Source organism: Corynebacterium jeddahense (assembly GCF_028609865.1).
Taxonomy (GTDB): Bacteria; Actinomycetota; Actinomycetes; order Mycobacteriales; family Mycobacteriaceae; genus Corynebacterium; species Corynebacterium jeddahense.
Genome location: NZ_CP063194.1, coordinates 321,876 through 348,254, shown reverse-complemented (window position 1 = coordinate 348,254; position 26,379 = coordinate 321,876). Strand labels below are relative to the sequence as shown.

31 protein-coding genes and 1 pseudogene are annotated in these 26,379 nt (G+C 66.7%); 14 read left to right on the top strand and 18 right to left on the bottom strand.

Features of this window, described 5'->3' with window-relative positions; all coding sequences use genetic code 11:
- Window positions 1-7 precede the first annotated feature (7 nt).
- The 5 genes from CJEDD_RS01675 to CJEDD_RS01655 all read right to left on the bottom strand — a co-directional run bounded on the left by CJEDD_RS01675 (window position 8) and on the right by CJEDD_RS01655 (window position 4,975).
- Window positions 8-1,423: an ABC transporter permease gene (locus tag CJEDD_RS01675; RefSeq protein WP_042405805.1), complete on the bottom strand. Its 1,416-nt coding sequence runs from the start codon at window positions 1,421-1,423 to the stop codon at window positions 8-10.
- Complete coding sequence (locus CJEDD_RS01670) at window positions 1,420-2,121, bottom strand: ATP-binding cassette domain-containing protein (protein WP_042405806.1); 702 nt, start codon at window positions 2,119-2,121, stop codon at window positions 1,420-1,422. The genes CJEDD_RS01675 and CJEDD_RS01670 overlap by 4 nt, the downstream gene beginning before the upstream one ends.
- A gap of 64 nt (window positions 2,122-2,185) precedes the next feature.
- Window positions 2,186-2,824 (bottom strand): response regulator, encoded by a 639-nt coding sequence (locus CJEDD_RS01665; protein ID WP_042405807.1) that lies wholly within the window; start codon window positions 2,822-2,824, stop codon window positions 2,186-2,188.
- Window positions 2,821-3,930: a sensor histidine kinase gene (locus CJEDD_RS01660; RefSeq protein ID WP_157034413.1), complete on the bottom strand. Its 1,110-nt coding sequence runs from the start codon at window positions 3,928-3,930 to the stop codon at window positions 2,821-2,823. The genes CJEDD_RS01665 and CJEDD_RS01660 overlap by 4 nt, the downstream gene beginning before the upstream one ends.
- 55 nt (window positions 3,931-3,985) lie before the next feature.
- A complete protein-coding gene (locus tag CJEDD_RS01655) occupies window positions 3,986-4,975 on the bottom strand; it encodes a hypothetical protein (protein WP_042405808.1) in 990 nt (329 codons plus the stop codon).
- Between the two features lie 122 nt (window positions 4,976-5,097).
- On the opposite strand from CJEDD_RS01655, the gene CJEDD_RS01650 reads away from it, so the two are divergent.
- The 3 genes from CJEDD_RS01650 to CJEDD_RS01640 all read left to right on the top strand — a co-directional run bounded on the left by CJEDD_RS01650 (window position 5,098) and on the right by CJEDD_RS01640 (window position 8,478).
- Window positions 5,098-5,907: a YhfC family glutamic-type intramembrane protease gene (locus tag CJEDD_RS01650; RefSeq protein ID WP_042410409.1), complete on the top strand. Its 810-nt coding sequence runs from the start codon at window positions 5,098-5,100 to the stop codon at window positions 5,905-5,907.
- Complete coding sequence (menE, locus tag CJEDD_RS01645) at window positions 5,904-7,043, top strand: o-succinylbenzoate--CoA ligase (protein ID WP_042410407.1); 1,140 nt, start codon at window positions 5,904-5,906, stop codon at window positions 7,041-7,043. Before CJEDD_RS01650 ends, menE begins: the two co-directional genes overlap by 4 nt.
- A 106-nt stretch (window positions 7,044-7,149) precedes the next feature.
- Window positions 7,150-8,478 (top strand): DUF3500 domain-containing protein, encoded by a 1,329-nt coding sequence (locus CJEDD_RS01640; protein ID WP_420536342.1) that lies wholly within the window; start codon window positions 7,150-7,152, stop codon window positions 8,476-8,478.
- Between the two features lie 29 nt (window positions 8,479-8,507).
- Here CJEDD_RS01640 and CJEDD_RS01635 read toward each other — a convergent pair whose 3' ends face one another.
- Window positions 8,508-8,885, bottom strand: a complete 378-nt coding sequence (locus tag CJEDD_RS01635; protein WP_042408075.1) for a type II toxin-antitoxin system HicB family antitoxin — start codon at window positions 8,883-8,885, stop codon at window positions 8,508-8,510.
- Window positions 8,886-9,083: 198 nt separating this feature from the next.
- On the opposite strand from CJEDD_RS01635, the gene CJEDD_RS01630 reads away from it, so the two are divergent.
- The 3 genes and pseudogenes from CJEDD_RS01630 to CJEDD_RS01620 all read left to right on the top strand — a co-directional run.
- Window positions 9,084-9,698, top strand: coding sequence for a hypothetical protein (locus tag CJEDD_RS01630; RefSeq protein WP_042408050.1), 615 nt, complete (start codon window positions 9,084-9,086; stop codon window positions 9,696-9,698).
- A 117-nt stretch (window positions 9,699-9,815) separates the two neighbouring features.
- Complete coding sequence (locus CJEDD_RS01625; protein WP_157034494.1) at window positions 9,816-10,589, top strand: DUF3800 domain-containing protein; 774 nt, start codon at window positions 9,816-9,818, stop codon at window positions 10,587-10,589.
- 175 nt (window positions 10,590-10,764) lie between these two features.
- Window positions 10,765-11,154: pseudogene (locus tag CJEDD_RS01620) on the top strand (type ISP restriction/modification enzyme); the annotation flags it as partial.
- A gap of 159 nt (window positions 11,155-11,313) precedes the next feature.
- Here CJEDD_RS01620 and CJEDD_RS01615 read toward each other — a convergent pair.
- From CJEDD_RS01615 to CJEDD_RS01605, 3 genes are all read right to left on the bottom strand, one after another.
- Window positions 11,314-11,592 carry a hypothetical protein gene (locus CJEDD_RS01615; protein WP_157034495.1) on the bottom strand — a complete coding sequence of 93 codons (279 nt, stop codon included), beginning with the start codon at window positions 11,590-11,592 and terminating at the stop codon, window positions 11,314-11,316.
- Between the two features lie 24 nt (window positions 11,593-11,616).
- The gene (locus CJEDD_RS01610; RefSeq protein WP_042408078.1) at window positions 11,617-11,808 is read right to left on the bottom strand and encodes a hypothetical protein; all 192 of its coding nucleotides are present in this window, start codon (window positions 11,806-11,808) and stop codon (window positions 11,617-11,619) included.
- A 79-nt stretch (window positions 11,809-11,887) separates the two neighbouring features.
- A complete protein-coding gene (locus CJEDD_RS01605) occupies window positions 11,888-12,334 on the bottom strand; it encodes a protein kinase family protein (protein ID WP_198133006.1) in 447 nt (148 codons plus the stop codon).
- Window positions 12,335-12,586: 252 nt separating this feature from the next.
- Between CJEDD_RS01605 and CJEDD_RS01600 the strand changes: the two genes are divergently transcribed.
- Window positions 12,587-12,742 (top strand): hypothetical protein, encoded by a 156-nt coding sequence (locus tag CJEDD_RS01600; RefSeq protein WP_157034496.1) that lies wholly within the window; start codon window positions 12,587-12,589, stop codon window positions 12,740-12,742.
- 7 nt (window positions 12,743-12,749) lie between these two features.
- On the opposite strand, the gene CJEDD_RS01595 is transcribed toward CJEDD_RS01600, so the two are convergent.
- Window positions 12,750-13,106, bottom strand: coding sequence for an arsenate-mycothiol transferase ArsC (locus CJEDD_RS01595; protein ID WP_042408083.1), 357 nt, complete (start codon window positions 13,104-13,106; stop codon window positions 12,750-12,752).
- A gap of 47 nt (window positions 13,107-13,153) precedes the next feature.
- Window positions 13,154-14,242, bottom strand: a complete 1,089-nt coding sequence (gene arsB / locus CJEDD_RS01590) for an ACR3 family arsenite efflux transporter (RefSeq protein ID WP_042408058.1) — start codon at window positions 14,240-14,242, stop codon at window positions 13,154-13,156.
- An 82-nt stretch (window positions 14,243-14,324) separates the two neighbouring features.
- Here arsB and CJEDD_RS01585 point away from each other — a divergent pair, with 82 nt between their 5' ends.
- Window positions 14,325-14,672, top strand: a complete 348-nt coding sequence (locus CJEDD_RS01585; protein ID WP_042408061.1) for an ArsR/SmtB family transcription factor — start codon at window positions 14,325-14,327, stop codon at window positions 14,670-14,672.
- 20 nt (window positions 14,673-14,692) lie between these two features.
- On the opposite strand, the gene CJEDD_RS01580 is transcribed toward CJEDD_RS01585, so the two are convergent.
- Entirely contained in the window at window positions 14,693-15,532 is an 840-nt protein-coding gene (locus tag CJEDD_RS01580) for a hypothetical protein (protein WP_042408062.1), read from the bottom strand.
- Window positions 15,533-15,571: 39 nt separating this feature from the next.
- Here CJEDD_RS01580 and CJEDD_RS01575 point away from each other — a divergent pair, with 39 nt between their 5' ends.
- Genes CJEDD_RS01575 through CJEDD_RS01555 form a run of 5 tightly spaced genes read left to right on the top strand, consistent with a single transcriptional unit; the run spans window position 15,572 to window position 20,317 of the window.
- Entirely contained in the window at window positions 15,572-16,516 is a 945-nt protein-coding gene (locus CJEDD_RS01575) for a 1,4-dihydroxy-2-naphthoate polyprenyltransferase (protein ID WP_042408085.1), read from the top strand.
- Between the two features lie 36 nt (window positions 16,517-16,552).
- Window positions 16,553-17,455, top strand: a complete 903-nt coding sequence (locus tag CJEDD_RS01570) for an AEC family transporter (protein ID WP_042408064.1) — start codon at window positions 16,553-16,555, stop codon at window positions 17,453-17,455.
- Window positions 17,456-17,496: 41 nt separating this feature from the next.
- Entirely contained in the window at window positions 17,497-18,489 is a 993-nt protein-coding gene (locus tag CJEDD_RS01565; protein ID WP_042408066.1) for a substrate-binding domain-containing protein, read from the top strand.
- A complete protein-coding gene (locus CJEDD_RS01560) occupies window positions 18,486-19,556 on the top strand; it encodes an ABC transporter permease (RefSeq protein ID WP_042408067.1) in 1,071 nt (356 codons plus the stop codon). Before CJEDD_RS01565 ends, CJEDD_RS01560 begins: the two co-directional genes overlap by 4 nt.
- Window positions 19,556-20,317, top strand: coding sequence for an ATP-binding cassette domain-containing protein (locus tag CJEDD_RS01555; RefSeq protein WP_042408069.1), 762 nt, complete (start codon window positions 19,556-19,558; stop codon window positions 20,315-20,317). Before CJEDD_RS01560 ends, CJEDD_RS01555 begins: the two co-directional genes overlap by 1 nt.
- Window positions 20,318-20,998: 681 nt before the next feature.
- On the opposite strand, the gene CJEDD_RS01550 is transcribed toward CJEDD_RS01555, so the two are convergent.
- Complete coding sequence (locus CJEDD_RS01550; RefSeq protein WP_415857847.1) at window positions 20,999-21,310, bottom strand: DUF4229 domain-containing protein; 312 nt, start codon at window positions 21,308-21,310, stop codon at window positions 20,999-21,001.
- Between the two features lie 40 nt (window positions 21,311-21,350).
- Here CJEDD_RS01550 and CJEDD_RS01545 point away from each other — a divergent pair, with 40 nt between their 5' ends.
- Window positions 21,351-21,674 carry a hypothetical protein gene (locus CJEDD_RS01545; RefSeq protein ID WP_042405590.1) on the top strand — a complete coding sequence of 108 codons (324 nt, stop codon included), beginning with the start codon at window positions 21,351-21,353 and terminating at the stop codon, window positions 21,672-21,674.
- Between the two features lie 15 nt (window positions 21,675-21,689).
- Here CJEDD_RS01545 and CJEDD_RS01540 read toward each other — a convergent pair whose 3' ends face one another.
- From CJEDD_RS01540 to CJEDD_RS01520, 5 genes are read right to left on the bottom strand one after another with little or no spacing between them, the layout of a single operon-like run.
- Window positions 21,690-21,947 carry a helix-turn-helix domain-containing protein gene (locus tag CJEDD_RS01540; protein WP_042405588.1) on the bottom strand — a complete coding sequence of 86 codons (258 nt, stop codon included), beginning with the start codon at window positions 21,945-21,947 and terminating at the stop codon, window positions 21,690-21,692.
- Entirely contained in the window at window positions 21,940-22,959 is a 1,020-nt protein-coding gene (gene galE / locus CJEDD_RS01535; protein WP_042405586.1) for a UDP-glucose 4-epimerase GalE, read from the bottom strand. The genes CJEDD_RS01540 and galE overlap by 8 nt, the downstream gene beginning before the upstream one ends.
- Window position 22,960: 1 nt before the next feature.
- A complete protein-coding gene (gene ccsB / locus CJEDD_RS01530) occupies window positions 22,961-23,953 on the bottom strand; it encodes a c-type cytochrome biogenesis protein CcsB (RefSeq protein WP_042405585.1) in 993 nt (330 codons plus the stop codon).
- Between the two features lie 29 nt (window positions 23,954-23,982).
- The gene (locus tag CJEDD_RS01525; protein WP_042405584.1) at window positions 23,983-25,638 is read right to left on the bottom strand and encodes a cytochrome c biogenesis protein ResB; all 1,656 of its coding nucleotides are present in this window, start codon (window positions 25,636-25,638) and stop codon (window positions 23,983-23,985) included.
- Window positions 25,639-26,367: a cytochrome c biogenesis CcdA family protein gene (locus tag CJEDD_RS01520; RefSeq protein WP_081764479.1), complete on the bottom strand. Its 729-nt coding sequence runs from the start codon at window positions 26,365-26,367 to the stop codon at window positions 25,639-25,641.
- Window positions 26,368-26,379: the final 12 nt, after the last annotated feature.

The window sequence follows — 26,379 nt, the reverse complement described above, 5'->3', positions numbered from 1 at the left end:
GCGCGGCTCAGCGCCGAACCGGGCGCATCCCGCGCAGTACCCGGAGCAGCACAACCACCACCGCGGCCAGCAGGATTGCGCCAACCGCGAGCGCAACCCACACCCGCGGGCCGGTGGCGGTCACGGGCCAGGCGGGCACCGCGGCGATCCACAGGAAGGACTCCGCCAGCACGTCGCCGCCGATAGTGACTGAGACAATCGTGACCAGGATTGTCGCCGCCAGCGTCCACATCACGCCGAAGCGCACGGTCACAGCGAGCGCAGCGAGGGTGAGGACGGTGCCAGCAATTACGGCGAGCACACCAAAACGCGCGCTCCCAGCCACCACACCCGCGAGCAGGCACACAAGCGCAACGATGCTGGTAAACCAGCTCATCAACGCGACGCCGACTCGCGGGTGCTCCACTTGCATCAGCGCCCATGCCGGGCGGATCCGCGGCCACACAAGCGTGGGCAATACGCCCGCGCCAACCGGGAGGATCGCGTACGCGAACAGCGCCTGGCGCACGTCCGCCGGATAGCGGGTGGCACACAAAAGTTCCAGTGCGGTCAGCACAAGCACCATGCTTAACGACGGCATCCGCCCCGCCCTCGCAACCCCCTTCCACGCGGACACAAACCCGGTGCGCGCGGGCCTCGGCTTGGCCGGCCCATCAAGCGCGGGCGCAACGACTTCGTGGGTGGTGCGGCGTCTAAGAATGGGTCGCGTGCGGCGCGGGGTGAGCACGGCAGCAGCGAATCCGGCCGCGGCTAGAAGCAAGGTGAGCGCGAGCGCAGGAAACGGCGACTCGCCGGCCATGGGTGAGGTGTCCTCCAGCGGCAACAGGTTGAAGTGCATCTCCATCGTGGGTAACGCCAAGCGCGCGGGCCAGGCACCGGGGTTAAGCCACCACCAGCTTCGCTCCACGAAGTACCCGAGCTCGATCGTGAACACGAATGCGGCTACGAGCGTCGGCAACAGCCCAACACGGCGTGTGGCCGCGGCTGCCAGGCCCGCGGGGCCCAGCATGCCGAGCCACACAAACGCACCGACGAGCGCGACTTGCGCAGCGCCATCCAGGCCGAACACCAGCGCCGCCGCAACGGGCACCACGAAGTCCAGAACGGCGAACACGGCCAGGGCCAGCCACACCACTGTGATGCGGGCGGCGCGGGTGCCCGTGGAGGAGACGGGCCGCCAGAGTGTGCCCCCGGCGCGGGAGTCGCGCTCGCGGTTTTCAGCCAGTCCCGCAAACAGCGCCGCAACGGGAGCGGCCATACCGGTGACCAAAAGCCCCTGGGGATAGAGCAGGGACTTCGCGGAGCCGACATCGCCGACCAACGAAAAAGCAGTCAGCAGCAGGCCAAGAAGCAGCCCCGCTCCTGCGAGCCACCACAGCGTTGAGCCTTTGGCGCGGATCCATTCGGCGCGAAGCAGACTCATTGCCCGCCCCCTGCGGTCAAGCGGAAGAAGGATTCCTCCAAGTTCGGCCCGAGCTCCGCAAGTTCCCCGGCGAAGCGGACGTCGCCGCCGGCGATGACGGTGGCGTCGTCCGCCATGTGCAGCACCTCGCCCAACTGGTGGGAGCTGACCAGCACAGTGCGCCCGGCGCGGGCGTAGTCCCTCAGGTAGGCGCGCAGGTGGGCGATGCCCTCGGGGTCGAGGCCGTTTTGGGGCTCGTCCAAAATGAGCACCTCCGGCTCACCGATGAGCGCCTGCGCCAGCGCCAACCTGCCCTTCATTCCGGTGGAGAAGGTGCCCGCCTTCTTCTTGCCTGCACCCTGCAGGCCGACGAGTTGGAGCACCCGGTCAGCCTCCGTGTCGGGCAGGCCGAGCAACGCAGTGTGCACGCGCAGGTTGTTGCGCGCGCTCAGGTGGCTGTAGAAGGCGGGGTCATTGATCGAGGCGCCCACGTGCCGCAGCGCCTCGCGGGTGAACGGCTGGCCCACTAGTGTCACCTCGCCCGCGTCCGGCTGGATCAGGCCGAGCAGCACCGACATCAGCGTCGATTTCCCCGCGCCGTTGGGCCCCAACAGCGCGTGGACGCGGCCCGGGGTGGTTGTCAGTGAAATATCGCGCAGCACCTGGTGCCCGCCGAACGAAACTGCGACACCGCGGCAGGCGAGTTGTGTATCGGTCATGCCCCTATCGTCCGCGGCGAGCGAGCCTCACACATCGGTCGGCGGGACCACAACGCCTCCTTCTCTAGGAGGAGATGCCGGCGCGTTGCGCGATCAGCGCCAACGCCACCCGGTCGCGTGCGCCGAGTTTGGCCAGCAGGCTGGAGACGTGCGTTTTCACTGTGGTTTCCGCGATGTACAGCGCGGCGGCGATCTCTGCGTTAGTCGCTCCGCGGCCGATCTCGGCGAGCACCTCACGCTCGCGGGTAGTCAGCCCCTCCAGCGCAGTGGCCGACGCCGGACTACCTGGACCTTCGCGGACCCACTCCATCACCCTGCCGGTCACGCCGGGCGCGAGGACGGATTCGCCGCCGGCCACCGCGCGCACCGCTCCCGCGAGCACGTCCGGCTCTGCGTCCTTGAGCAGGAATCCGTGGACGCCGTCGGCGATGGCTGCGTGGATGAGCGTGTCGTCGTCGAACGTGGTCAGCATGATCACCCGCGGGCCCAGCTCCATGATGGTGCGGGCGGCGGCGATGCCGTCCAGCACAGGCATGCGGATATCGAGCACGGCGACGTCGATGCGGTGCGCCCGCGCCTTCTCCACCGCCTCCGCCCCATCGGCGGCTGTGGCCGCGACGGTGATGTCGTCTTGCGCGCCCAGGATGGTTTCGAGCGCACTGAGCAGCAACGGTTGGTCGTCCGCAAGCAAAATCCGGATCATGCCGCCAACTCCGCCCGCACGGTGAATGCCTCGCCTGCCTGCCATGCTTCGAGCGTGCCGCCGGCGCTCGCGGCGCGCTCGCGCAGGCCTTCCAAGCCGACGCCGGTGCCCGGCTGCGGGCGCACCCGCCCGGTAGAGACCACTTCCACCACAACGGTCTGCCCCGGTGTCACGCGCACGGAGACAACTGGGTCCACCTGGTGGCGGGCCGCGTTGGTCAGCGCTTCGGCCACGATGCGGTGGATGGCGAGGGAGGTCACCGGAGGGACGTCGATAGGCGGGGCGTCGAGTGTGACCTGCACGCCGGCGTCGCGGAAGCGCTGCACCAGCGCGGGCAGCTCCGCGATCCCCACCACCGGCGCGAACCCGCGATCACTTTCGCGCAGGCCGCGCACGAGCAGGCGGATCTCCGCCAGCGACTCACCTGCGGCGGCGTTGATTTGCTGCAGCGCCTCCCGCTCGCGCCCGGACGCGAGCCCCGCGTTGGCCTGCGCCTTGATCAGGGTCAACGAGTGCCCCAGCACGTCGTGGATGTCCCGCGCGATGGCCTGGCGCTCGTCCACCCGCGCCGCCGCCAGGCGTTGCTCCTTCGCTTCCGCGGCCCTGCGGCGGGCAGCCTCTTCCCCCGCCAGATTCGCACCCAGCAGGTACGCCACCGCGCACGCTGCCCAATGCAGCGCCAGCGTGAGCGCACCGTCTGCCCCGCGGCGGTAGAACAACACGAGTTGCTCGTCCCACGTCCACATAAATGGGGACAGCAACGCCCACGCGCACGCCGCCGCCAGCACCCCAAGCGCGAAGCGTTTACCGGCGTACCTGCCGGCGACGAACGTCGCCACCGGCACCGCCAGCACCCACAGCGAATAGCCCAGGTTCACCGGCGCGGCCAGCCACACCAGCGCCCAGGCGGTGTTGAGCGCCACCAACGCGGCCGACGCGGCCCGCGGCTTGCCGGTGAGCATCGCGAACGCAGCGACGAACCCCCACGACAGCAGCGCCTGCGCCCAGACGGCGGCGCCCGGGTCGCTGATCGCACTCACGGTGTAGACGGCGGCAAGCACCGCCGCCGCCACCGCGAGCACCGCGTCGCCCGTTTTCACATGCACGGGCGTCTAGCTTATCGACGGCTCCGCGCCCCCACCTCCTCCCCAAGGAGGAGACCTACTTGGTCAACCCCGGAATCTGCGGAATGGTGGGCAGGCCCTTGACGCCCGCGTTCTGCAGCAGGGCGAACAGCGCGCCCAGGGCGGCGAGCACTGCGGCGACGATGCCGATGATCTGCGCCAGCTTGGCGTCGAAGGTCTCCGGCGCCTTTTCGTCCGGTGTCTCCTCCGGGTCCTTCGGTGCCGGGTCCGGCTCAGGCACGGTGTCGCCCAGGTTGGCGTTTTCCAGCGTCGGCGCCTCCGGCAGCTTCAAATCCTGCGTGGGAAAGATGACGTGGCTGGTGCCGTCGTGGCAGGTCTTGGCCTCCTCCAGCGCGTAGTAGTACGAGCTTTCCAGTGTGTCCAGCACTTGGGCGAAGTAGGTTTTCTTGATGTTCGCAGCGAATGCCTCGCGCTGCCAGCCTTCCACGTGGCGCAGCCACCGTGCGGTGTTGTCGCCGGTGCGGCCGAACGCGTACTCGTCGCCGAGCGGCTGCACCTTCGGCACCCCGCCGTCGATGCCCACGAACCAGTCGGCGGTGCCCTTCAGCGCACGACCGGCAGGTGACAGCGGGACCTGGGCGCTTTCCTTCATATCCAGGTAGAAATCGGCGTCGGTGGTGTGCAGGCCGAGCGGCGCCAGCTCCTCCTTCGCGGCGGCGCGGGCGTCGGCGCGGACGTCGCCCTCGGGCGTTGTGTCGTCCCGCAGCAGGCGCAAATGCTTGACGACGTCCGGCTCGGCCACGTAATCGTCGCCAAGCTTTTTAAGCTCCGGGAATGTTGCCTCGAATGCCTCGACGACCGAGGTGGCGTACATGCCGTGCGTGAGTGTTTTCGCGGCGCGTTCGGCTTGGTTCGCGGGGCCGCGCTCGACGTCGTTGAGCGTGACGCGGCAGTAGTTGGTGCCGTCCTTGGTAAACGGGGTCAAGGTGGCGGCGGTAGCAGTGGCAGGGACGGTGAGTGTTAGGGCGGTCGCCGCAGCGACGGCCGGTGCGATGATCTTCCTCATGCCTGTTTTATCGGTGGGCGGTGAGATCTGCGTTACAGGTGACTAGGAGCGGGGTTTATGAATCGTCGATTCATAAAGAGTCATAAACGACCCGCCACGACCGCAGCGGTATCGTTTCTGCCATGACGTTGGGCCTTCTCATTCTGCAGTTCGTGGGCTTGGTCGCCCTCGTGCTGGCCGCGTGGTTTGTGGCAAAACGCAGGCTCGGCTTCAGGTGGGCGTCGCTCGGCTGGGGCGCGCTGGCGTTCCCGCTGTCGCAGTTGGCCAGGTTTGCATTGGTGATCCCGCTGCAGTTCCTGTTCAGCAAGACATTCGATCCAGCGACGGCCACCGCCCTGACCACGGCACTGTTCCTGGTCACCTCCGGTTTGTTCGAGGAGACCGCTCGCTGGATCGTGCTGCGATTCTGGGACAAGAACACCCGCGAGTGGAACGACGGCGTCGGCTTCGGCCTGGGCCACGGCGGCATAGAGGCGCTGCTGCTCTTCACCAACCTGTTTGCCGGCAACATCATGCTGCTGACCACCGGCGACGCAATCAAGGCGCAGGCCACCGGAAACGACGACCCTGCCACCGCGCAGGCCATTGCAGAGCAGATTGAGGCGCTGCAGAACATCGGCTTGGGAATGATCGCCGCAAGCTGGTACGAGCGTGCGCTCGCGATCGCCGCACACGTGGTGTTTACCCTGATCGTGCTGCGCGCGGTGCGCGAGCGCCGCTGGCAGCTCTGGGCGCTGGCTGTGGTGTGCCACATCGGGTTCAACGCCGTCGCCGTGCTCGTCGCACCCCACAGCGTGCCGGTGATGTACGTGCTACTCACCGCACTCACAGCCGCGGGACTTTGGGCAATTATCGACGGCCCGTTGTCGCGCAAGGCCTTCGCCCGCACCGCTCCCACGAACCCCCTCGAGAACGAAACGCCCGCCAAGTGACCCACCTGCTGGAACTTCTCCCCGTCGACCCCGCCAACCCGCTGGCGATTATCCCCGCGCTGGAAGAGGCCCTGACCGGCCAGCGCACGCTGCTGCCTGTGCCTGCCAACGACCCGGCGCGCACGAACCTGCTGCGCAACACGCTGAAACCCGGCGCGCCCGTCGACGACGACATCGCCCTCGTCGTGGCCACCTCCGGCTCCACGGGCACTCCGAAGGGCGCGCTGCTCACGCCCGCGAACCTCATCGCCAGCGCGGACGCCACCCACCAGGCGCTCGGCGGCGCGGGCCAGTGGCTGCTGGCCATGCCGGCGGCCTACATCGCGGGGATCCAGGTGCTCGTGCGCAGCATGGTCGCCGGCGTCGAGCCCGCGTTCGTGGACCTCTCGCGCGGCTTCAGCGTCGCCGAGTTCGCCGCCCGCGCCACGGAGCTCGCCCGCACCGGCGAGCGCACCTACACCGCGCTCACCCCTATGCAGCTGGCGAAGGCGACCTCCACGCTCCAAGGCATCGACGCGCTGCGCACCTTCGACGCCGTGCTCGTCGGCGGCGCGGCCACGAACCCGCGGCTGCTCGATTCGGCCCGCAAGCTGCGCATCAACGCCGTGACCACGTACGGGTCGAGCGAGACCTCCGGCGGCTGCGTTTACGACGGCCGCCCCATCGCCGGCGCGCGCGTCAAGGTCAGCGGCGGGCGCATCCACCTCGGCGGCCCCATGGTCGCGCGCGGCTACCGCAACCTCGACTCGCCGGACCTCGCCGACGGCTGGTTCCGCACCTCCGACGCGGGTTCGCTCCACAGCGGCCACCTCACGGTCCTCGGCCGCGTCGATCATGTCATCGACTCCGGCGGGCTCAAGCTGCACCCGGAGGTGCTCGAGAACGCGCTGCTACGTATCGACGGCGTGACCGCCGCTTGCGTCGTCGGCAAGCAAGATGCCCGACTCGGCGAGCGGATCTGCGCCGCGTACACCGGGTCTGCAAGCGTGCCCGACATCCTCGACGCCCTCGCGGAGGCGGAGGACGCGGGCGAGATCGCGCACTGGCAGGTGCCGAAGGAGCTCAAGGTCGTGCCGGCGCTGCCGCAGCTCGGGCCGGGGAAGGTGGATCGCGCGGCGGTGCGGGAACTGTTCTAGCCATGGGCTAGTTTCCCCAGCGCACCCCATACAGCAACTGTACAGCAAACTCTCGGACAACAGATGCGTAGGTACCCGCGTAATTTAAGTAGGTGCCTGCATACTCATCCGCATGAGCAACCGATTCTCCCGCGCATGCGCGGCCCTCGCCCTCACCGTCAGCCTCGCGTCCTGTTCCGTCGCCCCGGACCACTCCGCAGCCGGCAACCCAACCGCCACACCGGCCGCCGCCACCGCGAGCGCCACCTACGCCAACGCCTCCCAGACCACCGGCACCCAGACCACCGCCGCCACCGCTGCCGCCGCCCAGGCCTTCATGGACACGCTCACCGACGAGCAGAAGCAGGCCCTCGTCGGCGACTTCAACGACGCCAACCGCACCGTCACCTGGTCCAATTTCCCCGTCACGTTCGTCCAGCGCGCGGGGCTGAACCTCAGCGACCTCACCGACGAGCAGCGCGACGCCGCCATGAACGTCCTAGACACCCTCCTCAACGACGCGGCCTACAAGCGCGTCGAGGACATCATGGCCTCCGACGAGTACCTGCACGAGCACTCCTCCTCCACCGAGGGCTCGCTGGGGCAGTATTACATCGCGTTCTTCGGCGAACCCGACGCGAACGGCGACTGGACCCTCCAGTTCGGCGGCCACCACCTCGGCCTCAACGCCACCCTCGAATCCGACGGCATGGTCACCTTCGCGCCGACCCACTTCGGCGTGCAGCCCTCGCAGTGGACGGACGAGTACGGCAACGACGTCGAGGCCCTCGGCAGCATCTACGAGGCCGCCTTCACCTTCTACGACAGCCTCGACGACACCCAGAAGGCCAAGCTCTACCAGGGCGAACAGGTGCAGAACATGGTGTGCGCCCCGGGCAGCACGTGCTCCTACCCCACCGGCACCGGCATCAAGGGCAGCGAGCTTCACGACGACCAGAAGTCCCTCCTGCTCAACCTCATCTCCCAGTGGGTCTCACTCACCGACGACGCGAACAACAACGCCAGCATGCAGGCCATCGCCAACACGCTCGACGAGACGTACGTGAACTGGTCCGGCGCCACCGTCTACGACATGACCCAGGGCGACGGCATCTACTTCCAGATCTCCGGCCCGCGCGCCTACATCGAGTTCGCCAGCCAGCAGGGCTCCGCCGGCGCGGACATCCCGGGCGTGGTCACCTCCGGCTGGGGCCACGTGCACACCATCTACCGCGACCCGGCGAACGACTACGCCGGCGCCGTGGAGCAGCAGCAGGGTTCCGGCCCGGGCGCGGGCATGGGCAGCCCCGGCGGCGCCCCGGGCAACGGTGGCCCCGCGGGTGCCCCGGGTGCGGCGCCGGGCGCTCCCGGCGCGGGCGTGCTCCCCGACGCGATCACGAACTCGACGTCGAGCTCCAGCGATAGCCTGAGCAGCGCCAGCACCCGCCGCGACTAGGCGGTTGCGTATCGACGCCCCTCCGGCCCCTACCCCGCCACCAGCGCCGCCGCGCGCTGGTAGGAAACGCCCAAAACTTGCCCCATCTCGCGCAGCGTAAATCCCGCGTCTTTCATCTTGCGCGCGAGCGCGGTCCTGGCAGCGGCGGCCTTTTCCGAAGCCGCCTTGGCCTTCGCGCCGAGATCGTCCGCTTGCACGCGCAGCTGCTCAATCTCGCCGGGGAGGACCGGTACGACATCAACGGCAAAATCACCGGGCTCTAGCCCCGATTGGAACGCGATCGCCTCTGTGACCTCATCTTCTGCACGGTCGAGACGTTTCGTCTGCGAAACGACCCCGAGCTCGTCGCACTCCAGCACCCACGCGCCGCTCGCCCCGCGCTCCGCGGTCACCGTAAACACTTTCATCGCCACCACCCTTTTCCGAGTTCATCCTTGAATTGATCAATTACCGCACGCTGTTTCAGGTTTCAACCACCCCTTGTTGCAAAGTGTCAACCATCTGTTGACGTCGCACTGTCCCACCAGCCCCCTTTTCGAACACCCGATCCCCAAGCCCCTTGCCACGCCCTCCCCACGTCGTTACGTGAGATAGGTTGATTTCAATTGCAGACACAAGTTGGCCTCACGTTTGTCTCCAACGGCGGCTGGATCGATGGCAATACCGGCGACGGCGTTCGCTTGTCGATGGAACAGGACTTCACCGACCTTTACGTGTTCAACCTTCGAGGCAATCAACGCACTGCAGGTGAGCAGTCACGTAAAGAGGGCGGCAAGGTCTTCGGTCCGGTCCGTGAGGCCCCGTCTGGGTTGTTCAACATGGTTCTTGACGCGCAGCGCTACATTCATAACCGGACGATCCAGACTAAGGACGGCCGGCGTCTCGCGAACTTTGTTGCCCTGCATGCTGGGGCGATTGCGAATCAGTTCCCGGCCGCCGATGATCTCCTGGAGCTCATCATCGAGCAGACCGCCTATATCGCCCGCCAAATCGAGAAGCGCGTGGGCGCGTCAGCTCCGCGCCCGGAGGCCCGCCATAACTCGACGGTCATCTGTGCGTTACTGGCCCAGCAGGGGGTGAGTGTGACACCTGAGCTGCCACGGAAGTGGGCAGAACGCGGGAAGATCTCTTCCGTCAACGACACTGGTGGGAGTCGGAACGAGTATCTACTCAGCGAGGTATTGCGAAGGGTAACGGATAAGCACGACAGTCAGTGTTGACCGACCACACTCGATGTCAACGCGAGTACCAAACCGCCTTATATCGCGTTCCCTAAGGCAAGCTGACAGGCCAATCATCAATATTCGTGTGGTGGTCGATGTTGATACTATCGATCTATGAATAGATCTACGGCTCCCACAATTCACCTTCCTCTTTCCGCTGAAGGGGCGGCATATTTCGTAGATGAGGCGGGGAGCAAAGGGAGTCTCGGCAAGCATTTCGTAACCGCGGCAGTTAGAACCACCGATCCCGACAAACTTAGTCGAACTATCAAGGCATGTCGAGACAAAAATCGATTTACTAATGCGGACGAGATCAAATTTTCAAAAGTGAATCGGAATTCCCAGCCTATTCTCTCTGAAATCTTTTCTGAGGCCGTATCTTCGGGATGCACTTTTGGAGCTTTCGTGCTTGATAAGCGTCATTTTGACCCGTGGTCGGATAGAGACCAGTGGCAAGGGCATCTCTTTGCAACCGACAGACTGCTGCGTGGACTTATTACTCGTCGCGAAGTCAGCGTTGCATTGCTGGATCATATTGATGTCCCGGCGGGAATCTCATACGGTGATGAACTCGCAGCTTCCTTAAATAATCGATTTGGTAACAAGCGTGTAATCACCGCAGTCAGCTTAGATTCGAGAACTTGCCCAGCTTTACAGGTTGCGGATCTTCTGGCCAGCGCCGTATTTCACACAAGGAAGAAAATAGAAGACCATGGACTTGAGAGGTTCCTAGAAGATAGAACACCAAAGGCCCGATTAGCTAAGGATATCGCTGCAGCACTAGGTGAAACGCACTTTGCTGATTGCCGAACTCACTTGCTGAAACTCCAAACCAGCCATAAAAAGTCTTTGACGGAGTTGACGAAAGCGCATCATGAAGTAGTCTAGAGATAGACGCTTAAGCCATAGTCGCAGACTAACAGCGAGCGTCGCTCGGGCCGAGTCTCAGACTCACAACCCGTGAACAGCGGATATCGTAACCGCATCTGTTGCCGTACTTATCGCGACGCCTCACCTAAAGGTGGGGCGTTTGCTTTGCGGCATATTCTGTCACGCTTGGTGTTACGAGGAGCTGGAGCCGTTGCCTCTCGACGTGCGCGTGAAGGGCGACCCGGACGACCGCGAGACGTGGCGCGTGATCAAGCCGAAGTGGGCGAAGAAGAAGGACCTGGAGACGGGCAAGAACGTCAACGACACGACGACGATGATCTACAACTCGCGGGTGACCATCGCGGGGATCCCTGAAGAGGCTGAGGAGTACCAACTTGGTTCGCGCTCGGCGCTGGGGTGGATCATCGACCGGTACCAGGTGAAGAAAGACAAGGCGTCCGGGATTGTGAACGACCCGAACGACTGGGCCGACGAGGTGGGCAACCCGCGCTACATCGTGGACCTGGTTGGAAAGGTCACGCGGGTGGTGATGGAGACGAACCGGATTGTGCGGGGGCTGTAGTTCCGTTTCCGACAGCCGCCGCTGTCTTTCGTCAAAGACACCCTTGTATGAATCGAAGCTGCCGCTACACTTTAGGGAGACATGACTCGTGATCATGTCTCCCAGCGGCTAGGCCCCCGCGCCGCTTTAAGGTACAGCGCGAGGGTTTGGCGAGACTAGCTATCTGGCGAGTTTCTCCGACGCACACAGCTCTGACGCCCAGCGCAGGTCCTGGTGCCACTCCTTCGCGGTATCTTGCAGCCGCGAGTTCAACACCGTGTGCGACACACCCGCCCACGCGATCAGCGCCGCGCCTAGAGGCCCAATCGCCTTCGCGGTGAAATCCAACACCGCCACTGTCATATTCGGTGGCCCTAGAGCAAGCGTGACCGCGTATCCGAGTGATGTCGCAACGGAAAGACCGGTAAACAACCAAGGTAAATTTGTTGAATTCTTCATACCGACTAGACGCGGCAACCCTGGCTACGGTTCCATCGGCGTGACCTCGATCTTAAATTCATCTTCCGCAAGCCCAGATTGAAACGCGACCGCCTCGCGAACTTCATCCTCTGCCCGGTCCAGGCTGTCCGTCTGGGACACCACGCCAAGCTCCTTACACTCCAGCACCCACACACCATCCGGCGAGCGCTGCGCGTCAACGTTAAAAACCTTCATCGTTCATCCCCTCATGTAGTTGTCCTCGTTCTTACCAGCATTTCTTCGAACATGTTTGTCAAACCCGCTTGTTCCCCATTCAGCGCGGGACCTTATCGGTCCCAGGTGACGGCCTCGGGGCCAGCAGGAGGTCCGCGAGCTTCTCGTTATGGAAGCGCGAGTACATCGTGGAACCGCGACGCATCAACCGGGTATTCAGATTGAACGCTGCATCAACAAGCTCATCGAAGTACGGAAAATCGATATCCCCGTAGATGATCGCGAGGAAGGTGCCGAGGTCGAGCTGGAGACTCGAAACGGTCTCACCTCGGTAACCAAGACGACCGACGGCCCACCTTCCTGCGGGATCCCGAAAACGCGACTCGTCGTCGAGTAGCGCGGTGTTCATATTGACGAAGACAAACGCATCAGGGTCGTTCGCATAGTCGCGAGATGTGCTCGCGACAATAAACAGCGTTTCCAAGTTTCCGCAGGACAATGTGAGCAGCCGGTGCTCGGTTTTGGTGCGGTTCGTCTCCTCGTGCATCGCTACCCTCCCCTGTCTCATTCCGTTGCCTAAGTCACGCAACTTTGATTTGATTGAAATCAATCGAGACCCCCCTCCGAGCTTCCCGTAAGATCAGCGTCATATGAGAGGGGGGCTTTTACCTCGTGGTCCCGGCGGCTCCCCCCTCATACCGGAACGGCATCGCACGTCCTAAACATTCTTGAGCTTGCCGCCAACGTTCCCGAGAACTCACAAAGCACAATCGTGTAATTCGTGCCACAATGCGGCAGTGTGAGGATCGAGAAGCAACGCTCCCGAAAACCGTCCAGTAATCCGAAGTACGCAACCTCCCCCTCCACCACCCACTACCGCGGCACGTCGCCGGCGCGCATGCAGGCGTCGAGGTTCCGCAGCAAGCAGCGAATCCCGATGATCCCGGCGTACTAAAGAGGCGCTACAGGAGTTCGTCGATAAGCGAGCGCACGCGGGCGTCAATGTCGTCGCGCACGAGGCGCATGCGCTCCATGCCCTCGATGCCGCGGAGGGAGGGTTCGTCGGTGCGCCAGCGCTCCAGCGTCCCGCGCGCGCCATCAGGCAATTCCACCTGTGCGTCCTCGCCGAGCACCACGACGCGATCAACACTGCGCAACAGTTCCGGATCGATGGGTTTGGGCGTACCGTGCGACATGTCGGCGCCAGCCTCTGCGATCGCCTCGACCGATTCCTGGTTCAGTTTCGTGCCGGGGTTGGTACCCGCGGAGTGGATGCCGAGCTGGCTACCGGCGTGCTTCTCGGCGAGCGCCGCCGCCATCTGGGACTTGCCGCCGTTGCCGACGCACACAAATAGGACTGAGGGCTTCACGTAAGGCTCCTTTGGTTAGGCAGGGTTGGGTCACCGGGGAACAGTTTCGGGCCGATCCCCCGCATGAGGTAGACCAAGCCGACGAGCACCGGGATCTCGATAAGCGGGCCGATCGTGCCCGCCAGCGCCTGGGCGGAGGTGGCGCCGAAGGTGCCGATGGCCACCGCGATGGCGAGTTCGAAGTTGTTGCCGGCGGCCGTAAACGCCACCGAGGCCGACTGGGCGTAGTCCATGCCCGACAGCTTGGCCACCACAAGAGCCACGGCGAACATGCCCACGAAGTAGCACAGCAGCGGCAGCGCAACCGTGGCCACGGTCAAAGGCCTGGACAGGATCTGGTCGCCCTGCAGGGAAAACAGCAGCACGATCGTGTACAGCAGGCCGATCAGCGCCAGCGGGGAGATCCGGGGCAGGAAGGTGTTCTCGTACCAGTCGCGGCCCTTGGTGCGCTCGCCGATGATGCGCGAGAGCAGCCCGGCCAGCAGCGGGATGCCCAAAAAGACGAGCACGGAGGAGACGATCGCCCAGAAGGAAAACTCCGCCGAGGTGGTCTCCAACCCCAGCCAGCCGGGAAGGACCTGCAGGTAAAACCAGCCGAGCTCGCCGAACATGAGCACCTGGAACACCGAGTTGATGGCCACCAGCACTGCGGTGGCTTCCCGGTCGGCACAGGCAAGGTCGGACCACACCAGCACCATGGCGATGCAGCGCGCCAGGCCGACGATGATCAGACCAGTGCGCAGCTCAGGCTCGTTGGGCAGGAAGATCCAGGCAAGCGCGAACATGAACGCGGGGCCGACAATCCAGTTGAGGATGATGGACACGGTCATGAGCCGTTTGTCGGTGGCGATCTCGCGGGTCTTGTCGTAGCGCACCTTGGCCAGCGGCGGGTACATCATCACCAGCAGGCCGAGCGCGATCGGCAGCGAGATCCCGCCGACCTCAAGGCGCTCGAGTGCGCCCGAAAGCCCCGGCACCGCTCGGCCGATGGCGAGGCCCGCTGCCATGGCGAGCATGATCCACACCGGTAGGAAGCGGTCAAGAAATGACATGCGCCCTATCGGCTGAGAGGTTGTGTCTTCCATCTGGAATCCTTATCTATTGACGATTATCAATACGAACACTAAAAGGCATATTTATCGCTGTCAATATGAAAAGGTAGGAAGCATGAAAGATTCTGTCGCCACGACAGCAGACGCTGGCTCCGACTGCTGTTCTCTGGGCTCCGGCTTGCTCTCCGCAGACGACGCGACGCGTTACGCGGCCCTGTTCAAAGTTTTGGCGGACCCCGGCCGGCTGCAACTACTCTCCTGGCTCGCCGAAGAGGGGTGCGAGCCGATGAGCGTGAGCGAACTGACGCAACGCTCTGGGCTAAGCCAACCGACGGTTTCCCACCACCTCAAAAAACTTACCGAGGCCGGGCTCCTAGAAAAGAGCCGCCTGGGCAGGTCGGTTATTCACCAGGTGCGTCCGGAACTCTTCGCGGAACTTCGCACCGTGCTGCAGATGGACTGAGACAGACCGACGCATACCCCCTACTCCGCGGCGCGCAGCTTTGCCACGTCCTCGGCGGAATAGGTCGCGGCGATCTGCGCGTCGTTGCCGCCGGACAGGTTCACGCGCGACAGCCGCACGCGCTGCGAGCCCGGCACGAGCGGGAAGTTCGCCGAGCGCTCCTCCACCTGCCGCACCGGGAACCCGGCGCGCAGCGCGCAGTGGTTGAGCCAGACGTCGTCGGCGCGCGGCGCGAGGTCGAGGAACTCGGTGCCGCGCGCGGCCACGAACTGCACCATTTCCTTCGGGTAGCGCACCCCGTCCACACCGGTTGCGAAGTTGCGTATCGACGGCTCCGCCGTCTTCACCGGCTTCCACTTCTTGTACGGGGCAATTTGGCCGTCTTCAAGCATGAGGCGGTGGGCGCGGTAGGCGGTGACGGTGGAGTCCGAAGGTGCGTCGACAAGCAGCTGCGCGAAGGTGCGCGGGTAGAGCACGTCGTCGTCGACCGTGATCACGTTGCGGTCAGTGTACTGCTGGAACGTGCCGAAGTACTTGGTGTGCGGGCCGAAGCCGCCCGGGGACTCGTGGAACTGCAGGCCGCGGTCCGCGAGCCCCTGGAGCGTCTCCGGCCAGCGCGCGTGGAAGTCCACCGGGTCGAGCCACAGATGCACGGGCAGGCGCACCGTGCCCACGAGGAGCGAGGCGATCGCGGCCGCCGCGGACTTCAGCCGGGTGCCGTGGGTGGTCAGGGAAATGACGGTGTCGCCGTCTTCGGGGAAGGCCACGTCGGCGTGGCGCGCGGCGTGCTGCAGGACCGGCAGGCGCACGAACGCGCCGGTAGCAACGATCCCTTGGCGCACGGCATAGTCGATCCACATGGCGAATAACCCTAGCCCACCGCAGAATTTGCGGGCATGATGGAGGCCATGAATCACTCCGCCACCGTCCGCGACTGGTGGGAGGCCGCCCGCCCCCACACCTGGCCCAACGCAATCGCCCCCGTTATCGCCGGCACCGGCTGCGCCGCACTCTACTTCCAGGCCGACCTCGGGCGCGCGGTGCTCGCGCTCATCGTGGCGCTGGCCCTCATCGTGGGCGTGAACTACGCCAACGACTACTCGGACGGCATCCGCGGCACCGACGCGGACCGCACCGGCCCGACGCGCCTCACGGGCTCGGGGCTGGCCAAGCCGGAGCAGGTGAAGCTCGCCGCCTTCGCCGCGTTCGCGGTCGCGGCCATCTTCGGCATCATCCTCTCCGTGGCGGCCGGGCAGATGTGGCTCATCCTCGTCGGCGCGCTGTGCATCGCCGCGGCCTGGTTCTACACCGGCGGGGAGAGCCCGTACGGCTACTCCGGGCTCGGCGAGGTGTCCGTGTTCATCTTCTTCGGCCTCGTCGCCGTGATGGGCACCGAGTACACGCAGTCCGGAATCGTCACCTGGGAGGGCTTCCTGTGCGCCCTGGCCATCGGCGCGATCTCGGCGTCCGTGAACCTGGCCAACAACATCCGCGACATCCCCACCGACGCCGCCGCCGGCAAGAAGACCCTCGCAGTGCGGCTTGGCGACGATCGTTCCCGCACCCTCTTCACCGTCCTCACCCTGTTCCCCTTCGTCATCTCGGTGATCCTCTCGATGAGCGCCGTCTCCTCCCTCGCCGCACTGGTGGCCCTGCCGCTCGCGGTGGCGGCGGTGCAGAAGGTGCGCCGCGGCGCGACGGGCGCGGACCTCATCCCGGTGCTGGGGATGAACGGCAAGACGATGCTCATCTGGGCGGTGGTGACGGCGGTGGCCTTCGCCTGGACGGGCTGGGACTTCTGGATGAGCGACCCGACGCCGTACTCGGACTGGGCGACGCTGTAGCTCCTCCCCACCGGGCGCAGTCCTAGGCTGGGAGACATGCTTGACGTCCTCACCGGCTTTGCCATCATCTTCACCGTCATCGCGGCGGGGTGGTGGCTCGCGCACAAGGGCGTCATCGGCCCGGGCGAGGAGCGCCTGCAACTCAACCGCATTGCGTTCTACGTGGCCACGCCGTCGCTCATCTTCTCCTCGGTGGCGGTGAGCGACACCGACGCGTTCTTTTCCCCGGTGATCCTGGTCATCGCGGCTGCCACCGTGGCCACGATGCTCATCTACTGGGCCATCTCCGCCGCCGCGTTCCACCAGGACCCCGCGGAGACGATGGCGGGCGCGGCGAGCTCGAGCTACTACAACTCCGTGAACATCGGGCTGCCGATTGCCACGTACGTGCTCGGCGACCCCACCTACGTTGTCCCCGCGCTCGTGCTGCAGATGGCGGTGCTCTCCCCGATCGTCATCGGCGGGCTCGACCGGGGCTCGAGCGGCTTTCTGCGCTCGGTGCTCTCCGGCCTCACCGCGCCGGTGGTGCTCGCCGCGTTCGCGGGCTTCGCCGTCTCCGCCGCGGGCTGGACGGTGCCGGAGCCGGTGCTCGCGCCGCTGAAGATCCTCGGCGGCGCGTCCATTCCGCTCATCCTCATGAGCTTCGGCGCCTCCCTCACCGGCGAAAAAGTCCTGCAGAGCCACCGCGCCCCCACGCTCACGGCCACCGCGCTCAAGCTGGCGGGGATGCCGGTGGTGGCTTTAGTCGTCGCTACGCTGCTGCACCTCGATGCGACCGAGACGTACGCCGCACTCATCCTCTGCGCGCTACCGACGGCGCAGAACGTGTACAACTACGCGGCGACGTACCGCTCGGGCGAGGTGATCTGCCGCGACACCGTCTTCCTCACCACATTCCTCGCGCTGCCGGCGATGCTCGTGATCGCGGGCGTGTTCTGATCGTCTTGACAGGAACACGTAGCGTAGATCACACTTTGGGAATGACGAAACGACGAAAAGCGCTGGCGGCCGCGCTACTGGCGGTGGTTGCGGGGCTGGGCGGATGCTCGTCGACAGGCGGGGCGCCCAGAAACGAGCACGGCGGGGACACCGCGGGCGGGGTGGACACGCCGCGCTACGTCGTCGCGATGGTCACCCACGGCGCGCCCGGCGACACGTACTGGGACCTCGTGCGCAAGGGCGCGGAGGACGCGGCGAAGAAGGACAACATCGAGCTGCGCTACTCCTCCGACCCGCAGGCGCCGAACCAGGCGAACTTCGTGCGCTCCGCGGTGGACGCAGGCGTGGACGGCATCGCCGTGACGCTGCCCAACGCCGAGGCGATCGGGCCCGCGGCGCGCGACGCCGTCGACCACGGCATCCCGGTCGTGGGCCTCAACGCCGGCATGACCGCGTACAAGGACTACGGGCTCAGCGGCTTCTTCGGCCAGGACGAGACCGTCGCCGGCCGCGCGGCGGGCGAGCGCCTGCGCGACGAGGGGAAGAAGAAGGTCCTCTGCGTCATCCACGAGCAGGGCAACTCCTCCCAGGAGGCGCGGTGCGCGGGCGTGCGCGACGGCCTCGGCGGGGGCGCGGTCGACCTGCTCTACGTCAACGGGCAGGACCTCACGTCGGTGCAGTCCACCATTACCTCGAAGCTGTCCCAGGACAAGAGCTTCGACACCGTCTTCGCGCTCCAAGCGCCGGTGGCGATGCGCGCGGTGGAATCCGTGCAGCAGTCCGGTGCGCAGGCGCAGGTGGCCACCTTTGACACCAACGCGGAGCTCGTCGGCGCCATCAAGGACGGGCGCGTCGCGTGGGCCGTGGACCAGCAGCCGTACCTCCAGGGCTACCTCGCGGTGGACTCGTTGTGGCTGGCCAAGCGCAACGGGGCCACGCTCGGCGGCGGGCAGGCGGTGTACACCGGCCCGAGCTTCGTAGACTCCACCAACGTGGACACGATCGAAGAGGCGGCGAAGGCGGGTATGCGATGAGCACGGCAGTGGAGGGGTCCGGGGGATCACAGGGGGCGCCGGAGGCGTCGTCAAGCGATGACCGCCTCCGCACCCGCACCGGGTTTGCCAAGCTCATCCGCCGCCCCGAGTTCGCCTCGCTGCTCGGCTTTCTGGCCATCTTCGCGTTCTTCCTCGCCGTCGCCCCGGCGTTTCGCTCCTTCGAAGCGCTGGCGACGACGCTCTACGCCAGCTCCACGCTCGGCATCGTCGCGCTCGCGGTGGGGCTGCTCATGATCGGCGGGGAGTTCGACCTCTCCTCCGGCGTCGCCGTGACCACCGCCGCGCTCGCCGCGACGATGCTCAACTACAACCTGCACCTCAACTCGTGGATCGGCGCGCTGCTCTCGCTCGGCATCGCGCTGGCGATCGGCGCGCTCAACGGCATCCTGGTCACGCGCACCGGCATCGACTCGTTCCTGATCACCCTCGCCGCGTTCCTCATGCTCCAGGGCCTCAACCTCGCCGTGACCAAGCTGGTCACCGGGCAGGTGGCCACCCCCACCATCGCGGACATGGAGGGCTTTCCGTCCGCGCACTCGTTCTTCGCCGGCACGTTCACGGTGGGCGGCGTGCGCATCAGCGTCACCGTGCTGTGGTGGGTCCTCTTCGTCGCGCTGGCGTCGTTCCTGCTGTTCCGCACGAAGTGGGGCAACTGGATCACCGCGGTCGGCGGCAACGAGGACGCGGCGCGCGCCGTCGGCGTACCAGTGCGGCGCGTGAAGGTGGCGCTGTTCATGGGCGTCGGCTTCGCCGCGTGGTTCGTGGGCATGCACACCCTCTTCGCGTTCGACTCCATCCAGGCGGGCCAGGGCGTGGGCAACGAGTTCCTCTACATCATCGCCGCGGTCATCGGCGGCTGCGCGATGGACGGCGGGCGCGGCACCGCGGTGGGCACCGCCATCGGCGCGCTCATCTTCGGCATGACCAACCAGGGCATCGTCTACGCCGGCTGGAACCCGGACTGGTTCAAGTTCTTCCTCGGCGCGACGCTGCTGTTCGCCGTGCTCACCAACACCTCGTTTGCCAAGTACACGAAGGGGCACTAGTGGCGGTCATCGAGCTTCGCGGCATCACCAAGAGCTACGGCACCTTCGAGGCGCTGCGCGGCGTCGACCTCGCCGTGCGCGCCGGCGAAGTCACGTGCGTCCTCGGCGACAACGGCGCCGGCAAATCCACCCTGATCAAGATCCTCTCGGGGCTGCACCAGCCCACATCGGGCGAGTTGCTTATCGACGACCATCCGGCCACCCTCTCCTCCCCCCGCGACGCGATCAACGCCGGCATCGCCACCGTGCACCAAACCCTGGCCATCGTCGACGAGCTCAGCGTCTGGCGCAACTTCTTCCTCGGCCAGGAGCTTGTCGGCCCATTTGGCGTGCTGCGCGAGGCGGAGATGCGCCGGATCTGCTCCGAGCAGCTGCTCGCGATGGGCATCGACATCCCCGACGTCGACGTCGAGGCCGGCAACCTCTCTGGCGGCCAGCGCCAGGTGGTCGCCATCGCCCGCGCGGTCTACTTCGGCGCGCGCGTCCTGATCCTCGACGAGCCCACCGCCGCCCTCGGCGTTAAACAGTCCGGCGTGGTGCTGCGCTTCGTCGCCGCCGCGCGCGACCGGGGCATCGCCGTCGTCCTGGTCACGCACAACCCCCACCACGCCTACCTCGTCGGCGACCACTTCACCATCCTCAAGCTCGGCCGCCAGGAGCTCGACGCGCCCCGTTCCGACGTCACCCTCGAGGAACTCACCCACCAGATGGCCGGCGGCGGCGAGCTCGAGGCGCTCAGCCACGAGCTCCAGCGCGACTAGAGGGGCTGGGCGGGGGCGTTCGGCCTGTTTCGGCCCCTGCGCCCACCGGACCCCGCCACGCCCGCCTGGCCCCACCACGCCCACCTGGCCCCACCACGCCCGCCTGGCTCCACCACGCCCGCCTGGCCCCACCTCGCCCACCTGGCCCCGCCACGCCCACCTGGCCCCACCATGCCCACTCGCCGGGTCACTCCACGCCCACTCGCCGGGTCACTCCACGCCCGCCTGGCTCCACCACGCCCGCCTGGCCCCACCTCGCCCACCGGACCCCACCACGCACGCAAACCATGAGAACCAAACCATGAGAAACCCCGAAATAGGGGCATTCTCATGGTTTGGTTCTCATGGTTTGTGCCCAGGGGGTGGCTGGAGGCGGTGGCGCGCCGGTGAGCCAGGGCGAGTGGGGCGAGTGGGGCGGCTGGGGCGCCGGTGAGCCAGGGTGGCTGGAGGCGGGGGCGGTGCGGAAGGGGCAGGGCGCGCCGGTGAGCCAGGGCGAGTGGGGCGGGTGGGGCGGTGCGGAAGGGGCAGGGCGCGCCGGTGAGCCAGGGCGAGTGGGGCGGGTGGGGCGGTGCGGAAGGGGCAGGGCGCGCCGGTGAGCCAGGGCAGTGCGCACCGGTGAGCCAGGGCAGTGGCGCTGGGGTAGGCGGGGGTGGCGGAACGGACGTCGAGAAGCGGGGTGCCCTAGCGGTCGGCGAGCTCGCTCTGGATCCAGTCCTTGCGGGCGGCGCGCTGGCGCTTCAGCTCCGCGACGGCCGCGTTCGCCTCGAGGCGGTGGCGCTTGAACACGAGCATGGACAGCGGGAACGCCACGATGAGGGCGAGCAGCGCCGACATGATGACCGGAACCGGCGCGCCGATGAGCATCGCGAGCGTCTGGATGACCACCGTGAGCGCGATGAACAGCAGCAGCCGGTCGAACCCGTAGACCCCCACGGCCTTGCGCGCGCGGGACCGCGCCTGCGGGTCGACCTGGGGCGAAGATTGTTCTGTCACAAGGCATAACCCTATCCCCCGGCCAAGTATGTTTAAAACCATGGGAAGAGTGCTACTGCTGGTCCTGGTCATTTTCGCCGCGGCGCTGCTGTGGCGCGCGTTCGGGCCTGGCTCGAGCGAGCGCTACGGGTCGCTCCGCCCGGGCCAGTCCGGCACGTCCGGGGCACCGGCGAAACCGGCGATCAAGGGGCCGGATGACGACGAGGAGTTTCTCTGGAACATCGAGAAGAACCGGTTCAAGGAGCGCCGCGCGAAGGAGGAGGCGGAGCGCAAGCGGCTCGAGGCCGAGCGGCTGCGGCGTGAGGACGAGGAACGGCGACGCCGCCGCGAAGAAGGCCGCCGCGAAGAGCACCCCGAAGAGTAACGCCCCTACTTGCCCCTACTTGTCGCTGAACTCCACCTTCAGCCCCAGCTCGCCGGCCACCGCGACAACCTTTTCCCAGCGCACGCCGGAGCCGCCGTGCTCGATGGTGTGCAGGGTGGAGCGGGACACGCCGGCCGCGTCGGCGACGTCTTGTTGGAGGCGGCCTGAGGTGCGGCGTCGAGAAGCGATCTGCTCCCCCAGCGCGATGAGCACCGGGTCGTCGCTCGCGGGCTTGCCCTGCTTGTTGCGGGGCTTGTGCTGGGCGTCAGCCACAGGCGGCCTCCTCGGCGAGTACGGCGGGCAGTTTGGTGGACCAGGCGAGGGAGTCGCGGACGCCGTCGACAAGTGAGCGCTCTGGTGCCCAGCCGAGTACCGACGACGCTTTGCCCGTGCGGGTGGCGCAGCCGACGACGTCGCCGGGGCGGGCGGGGCCCGTCTGCACCGGAAGCGGCGCGCCGGTGGCCTCGCCGAACGCCTCCGCGAGCTCGAAGACGGTGGTGCCCTGGCCGGTACCGAGGTTGATCACGTCGTAGCCGGTGCCGGAGCGCGAGGCGGCGCAGACCTCGTCGAAACGCTGTAGCACGGCGACGTGCGCGCGGGCGAGGTCCCAGACGTGGATGTAGTCGCGCAGGCCGGAACCGTCGCGGGTGGGCCACTCCACGCCGGTGACGGTGAACGACTCGTGCGCCTCGTACGCCTCGATCATCTTGCCCAGCGCGTGGGAGGGCGCCGGGTTCTGCAGGCCGGTGCGCAGCGCGGGATCCGCGCCGATGGGGTTGAAGTAGCGCAGCGCCACGGCGGAGAGGCGGCCGGCGGCGGCTGCGTCGCGAAGCACGCGCTCGAGCAGCCACTTCGACGCGGCGTAGGGGCTCTGGGGGTCAACGGGGCTCGTCTCGTCCACCATCCAGTCCGGCCCCGGCTCGTACATCGACGCGGTGGAGGACAGCACAACGCGGCGCACCCCGAGGCCGCTTAGCGTGCGCAGCATGGTCACGGCCTTGGCCACGTTGTTCTCGTAGTACTCCAGCGGCTGCTCGACGGACTCGGGCACGACGATCTTCGCCGCGCAGTGCACGACCGCGAAGATGTCCGGGTGGTCCGCCACCACGCGCTCGAGGAGGGCCTCGTCGGCGATGTCGCCCTCGTAGCACTCGAACCGCTCGGCGAAGACGCGCAGCCCCGTGGAGTAGTCGTCGAGGATCACGGGCGTGATGCCGTTGTCCGCGCAGCACGAAGCGATGGTCGACCCGATGTAGCCGGCGCCGCCGGTGATGAGCACCTTCACGCTAGTTCAGCCCCGCGTACGAGTGCAGGCCGGCGATGACGGTGTTCACGTACGTCATGTTGAAGATGGTCATGCACATCGCGAACACGTTGATCCAGGCGGCGGCGGTGGACTTCCAGCCCGCCGTCGCGCGGGCGTGGAGGTACGCGGCGTAGAGGATCCAGGTGATCATGGAGACGGTCTCCTTGGCGTCCCAGCCCCAGAACCGGCCCCACGCCACCTCGGCCCAGATGGCGCCGAAGACGATGCCGATGCCGAACAGCGGCAGGGTGATCACGGCGGTCTTGTACGCGATCTGGTCGAGCGTCTTCGCGCTCGGCAGCGGGCGCGCGATGGCGCCGAGGAAGCCGCTCTCCTCGCCGCGCGGCTCCTTCATGCGCAGCAGGTAGAGCAGCTCGAACACGCCGGAGACCAGGCCGATCGACGCGCCGATGGACACCGACGACACGTGCACCGGCAGCCAGTAGGACTGCAGCGCCGGCACGACGGGCGCGGCCTGCATGTGGAACACCGTCGAGTTGAGGAACATCGCGATGACCATGGGGAACAGTAGCCACGGCCACACGGTGTGCCAGCCCTTGCGCTGGATCACCACCGCGGCGACGACCATGATCACGGCCGTCATGAACAGGATGTACTCGTACAGGTTGCCCAGCGGGAAGCGCTTCGCGGCCAGCCCGCGGGTGATAAACGCCACCACGTGCAGCGCCACGCCGACCCACACGAGGGCCTGCGTCATGCCGGCCCATTTGCGGGCGGAGGCGATCTTCGCGGCGTATTCCTCGTCCTCAAGGGGCGATTGCGTATCGACGACCTCCGGCCCACCAGCGCCAACCAACACCTTCTGTTTGGCCTGCACCTCGCGGCGGGCCTCGATGACACCGTTGACGCGGCCGTAGTAGATGAACGACATGATCAGCGCCACGATGTAGACGATGAAGGCGGTGCGGAACGTCAGATCCGACAGCTCCGCCATGGTGGTGTTGACAAGCATGACGCTTAACCTACTCCACCGGGCAGGTGTCAACCAAGGTCATAGGGGTCGAACTCTTCCTCCTCCACCTCCGTGTGGGTGCCCAGCACGGACCCGGCGATGCGGTGGAACTCGCGGCCCCAGCCGGCGCGGTCGGTGCGGGCGAGGCCGGCGATCTCGACCGCGGTTTCCGGCTCCCCAGCGTCCGAGGTGTGCGGGCGCAGGCGCACCCAGATGCGGCGGCGCTTGATGGCCAGTGAGCCGGCGAGCGACACGAGCGTGATCAGCGTGGCGGCGAGCGCCCACACCTGCGTGGGGTCGCGCGAGATCTGGTAGTTCGCGTACTCGGCGGCGCCGTCGAAACGCACCTTGACCTTGCCGTCGCCAGTGTCCACCTCGGCCTCGGCGCCGGGGGTGAGCTGGATGCGCTGCTTCTTCTCTAAGCGCCCGTCCGCGACGAGCGACTGGTCGAGCACGAACACGTTCTGCGGGCGGCCGGTGTCCAGGCCGGCGTCGCCCGCGTAGACGTCGAGGGTGACGGCCGGGTCGTCCATCGTCGGGAAGGAGGACTGTAGCTGGTCCCCGTTCGGCCCGGTCCACTTCGCGGTCGGGGCGAAGTTGCCCTCGAGCGCGATCTGGTGCGCGCGCCGGTCGTTGAGGTCCGGGTACATGCCGGCGGGCGGGTCGAAGCGCATGACGCCGGAGGAGAGGAACGTGAACACGTCGGTGGGCCGGAACTGCACCATCTGCGTGCGGGTCTCCCCGTTCGGCCACGTCACCGTCACCTGCGGGGCGAAGCCGTGGCCCTGGAGGTAGACGCGGTCGCCGTGGATGCGCAGCGGGTGGTTCACCGACACGGTCGTGGGCGTCCACTCGTCCTGCGGCTTGGACACGTCGTCGGTGTAGCGCAGGTCCGAGCTGAAGCCGCTCGCCTGGCCGGTGTTGAGGTAGGACGCCTTGAAATTCTCGGACTCGAAGCAGAACGGGGTGAGCCCGGTGCCGTCGAAGAACGGCCCGGCGCGGAAGACGTCGAAGTTCGCCGGCGAGGTGTTGCAGAACACGCGCGACTGCGTCACGGGCACCGCACCCTCGGCCTCGGAGTTGGTCACCACGATGACCTGGCCCTCGTAGAACACCATCCGCCCGGCAATGAAGGTGACAATCATGGCCACGAGCCCCACGTGGAAGATGAGGTTCATTAGCTCGCGCGTGTAGCCGCGCTCCGCCGAGACGGACAGCGCGCCCGCGCGGTCCTCCTCCGGCGCGTAGGTGGCCACGTGCCACCCCTTGAGCTGTTCGCGCAGCCGCTTCTCGACGTCCTCCGGCGCCCCTGCCACAACCCCCTCGCTGTGCAGCGGCATGCGGCCGAGGTACTTCGGCGCGCGGGTGGGCGTGGCCCGGTAGGCGCGCCAGTGGTCGATGGAGCGCGGGATGATGCAGCCGACGAGCGAGATCATGAGCAACGTGACAATGGCCACGAACCACGTCGAGCTGAACACGTCGAACATCTGCAGTTTGTCGTAGATCGGGCCCATCGTGGGGTTGGCCCGAAGGTAGTCGTCGACAAGCGAGGCGCTCACCTGGCGCTGCGGCAGGAGCGCGCCGGGGATGGACGCGAGCGCGAGGAGGAACAGGAGCATGAGCGCGGTGCGCATGCTGGTGAGCCAGTGCCACGCCTTGCGCAGCCAGGAAAGTGCGGTTGCCATTTAGATGACCGTCCCTCCGTATCCGACGACGAGCTGGCGGGTCCAGCCGATGAACGCGTCCCACGCGCCGGTGAGCAGCATGACGCCGACGGCGATCATGGCCACCCCGCCCGCGATCTGGATGCCGCGCGAGTGCTTGCGCAGCACGTTGATGCTGCGCACCGCCTTCGACGACCCGAGCGCGAGGAGCAGAAACGGCAGGCCGAGGCCGAGGCAGTACGCGACGACGAGGAGCACCCCGCGCGCGGCGGTAAGCCCCTGCGTGCCCACGGACACCGAGATGATCGAGGCGAGCGTGGGGCCGAGACACGGCGTCCACCCGAGGGCGAACACCCCGCCGAGCAGCGGCGCGCCGAGGATGGTGGTCCACCGCTTCGGGGCCATGCGCGTGTCGTTTTGCAGCGCCGGGACCGCGCCCATGAAGACGAGGCCCATGAGGATGGTGACCACCCCGCCGATGCGCGTAAGCGTGCGCGCGTTGAGCGCGATGAGGCTCACCGCGCCGAAGACCGTCACCGTGGCCAGCAGGAACACGACGGTGAACCCGGCGACGAACAGGGCGGCCGCGCCGGCGACGGCCCAGTGCTTGCGGGACACGCGCGCGCCGTGCTCGTCGATCGTGACCTCGCCGCCGACGACGCCGGTGAGATACGAGATGTAGCCCGGCACGAGCGGGATCACGCACGGGGAGGCAAAGGACACGAGCCCGGCGAGCGCCGCCGCGAGCATGCCGAGCAGCAG

What these genes read in the sequence shown, in the direction of transcription:
- CJEDD_RS01585 (WP_042408061.1), top strand. Translation starts at nt 14,325, where the DNA reads ATGAAAGATTCTGTCGCCACGACAGCAGACGCTGGCTCCGACTGCTGT.
- CJEDD_RS01615 (WP_157034495.1), bottom strand. Translation starts at nt 11,592, where the DNA reads ATGAAGAATTCAACAAATTTACCTTGGTTGTTTACCGGTCTTTCCGTT.
- ccsB (WP_042405585.1), bottom strand. Translation starts at nt 23,953, where the DNA reads ATGCTTGTCAACACCACCATGGCGGAGCTGTCGGATCTGACGTTCCGC.
- CJEDD_RS01520 (WP_081764479.1), bottom strand. Translation starts at nt 26,367, where the DNA reads ATGCTCGCGGCGGCGCTCGCCGGGCTCGTGTCCTTTGCCTCCCCGTGC.
- CJEDD_RS01675 (WP_042405805.1), bottom strand. Translation starts at nt 1,423, where the DNA reads ATGAGTCTGCTTCGCGCCGAATGGATCCGCGCCAAAGGCTCAACGCTG.
- CJEDD_RS01525 (WP_042405584.1), bottom strand. Translation starts at nt 25,638, where the DNA reads ATGGCAACCGCACTTTCCTGGCTGCGCAAGGCGTGGCACTGGCTCACC.
- CJEDD_RS01580 (WP_042408062.1), bottom strand. Translation starts at nt 15,532, where the DNA reads ATGTGGATCGACTATGCCGTGCGCCAAGGGATCGTTGCTACCGGCGCG.
- CJEDD_RS01655 (WP_042405808.1), bottom strand. Translation starts at nt 4,975, where the DNA reads ATGAGGAAGATCATCGCACCGGCCGTCGCTGCGGCGACCGCCCTAACA.
- CJEDD_RS01610 (WP_042408078.1), bottom strand. Translation starts at nt 11,808, where the DNA reads ATGAAGGTTTTTAACGTTGACGCGCAGCGCTCGCCGGATGGTGTGTGG.
- CJEDD_RS01545 (WP_042405590.1), top strand. Translation starts at nt 21,351, where the DNA reads ATGGGAAGAGTGCTACTGCTGGTCCTGGTCATTTTCGCCGCGGCGCTG.
- CJEDD_RS01670 (WP_042405806.1), bottom strand. Translation starts at nt 2,121, where the DNA reads ATGACCGATACACAACTCGCCTGCCGCGGTGTCGCAGTTTCGTTCGGC.
- CJEDD_RS01560 (WP_042408067.1), top strand. Translation starts at nt 18,486, where the DNA reads ATGAGCACGGCAGTGGAGGGGTCCGGGGGATCACAGGGGGCGCCGGAG.
- CJEDD_RS01605 (WP_198133006.1), bottom strand. Translation starts at nt 12,334, where the DNA reads ATGCACGAGGAGACGAACCGCACCAAAACCGAGCACCGGCTGCTCACA.
- CJEDD_RS01665 (WP_042405807.1), bottom strand. Translation starts at nt 2,824, where the DNA reads ATGATCCGGATTTTGCTTGCGGACGACCAACCGTTGCTGCTCAGTGCG.
- CJEDD_RS01635 (WP_042408075.1), bottom strand. Translation starts at nt 8,885, where the DNA reads ATGAAAGTGTTTACGGTGACCGCGGAGCGCGGGGCGAGCGGCGCGTGG.
- CJEDD_RS01570 (WP_042408064.1), top strand. Translation starts at nt 16,553, where the DNA reads ATGCTTGACGTCCTCACCGGCTTTGCCATCATCTTCACCGTCATCGCG.
- CJEDD_RS01565 (WP_042408066.1), top strand. Translation starts at nt 17,497, where the DNA reads ATGACGAAACGACGAAAAGCGCTGGCGGCCGCGCTACTGGCGGTGGTT.
- CJEDD_RS01625 (WP_157034494.1), top strand. Translation starts at nt 9,816, where the DNA reads ATGAATAGATCTACGGCTCCCACAATTCACCTTCCTCTTTCCGCTGAA.
- CJEDD_RS01575 (WP_042408085.1), top strand. Translation starts at nt 15,572, where the DNA reads ATGGAGGCCATGAATCACTCCGCCACCGTCCGCGACTGGTGGGAGGCC.
- arsB (WP_042408058.1), bottom strand. Translation starts at nt 14,242, where the DNA reads ATGGAAGACACAACCTCTCAGCCGATAGGGCGCATGTCATTTCTTGAC.
- CJEDD_RS01595 (WP_042408083.1), bottom strand. Translation starts at nt 13,106, where the DNA reads ATGGCGGCGGCGCTCGCCGAGAAGCACGCCGGTAGCCAGCTCGGCATC.
- CJEDD_RS01650 (WP_042410409.1), top strand. Translation starts at nt 5,098, where the DNA reads ATGACGTTGGGCCTTCTCATTCTGCAGTTCGTGGGCTTGGTCGCCCTC.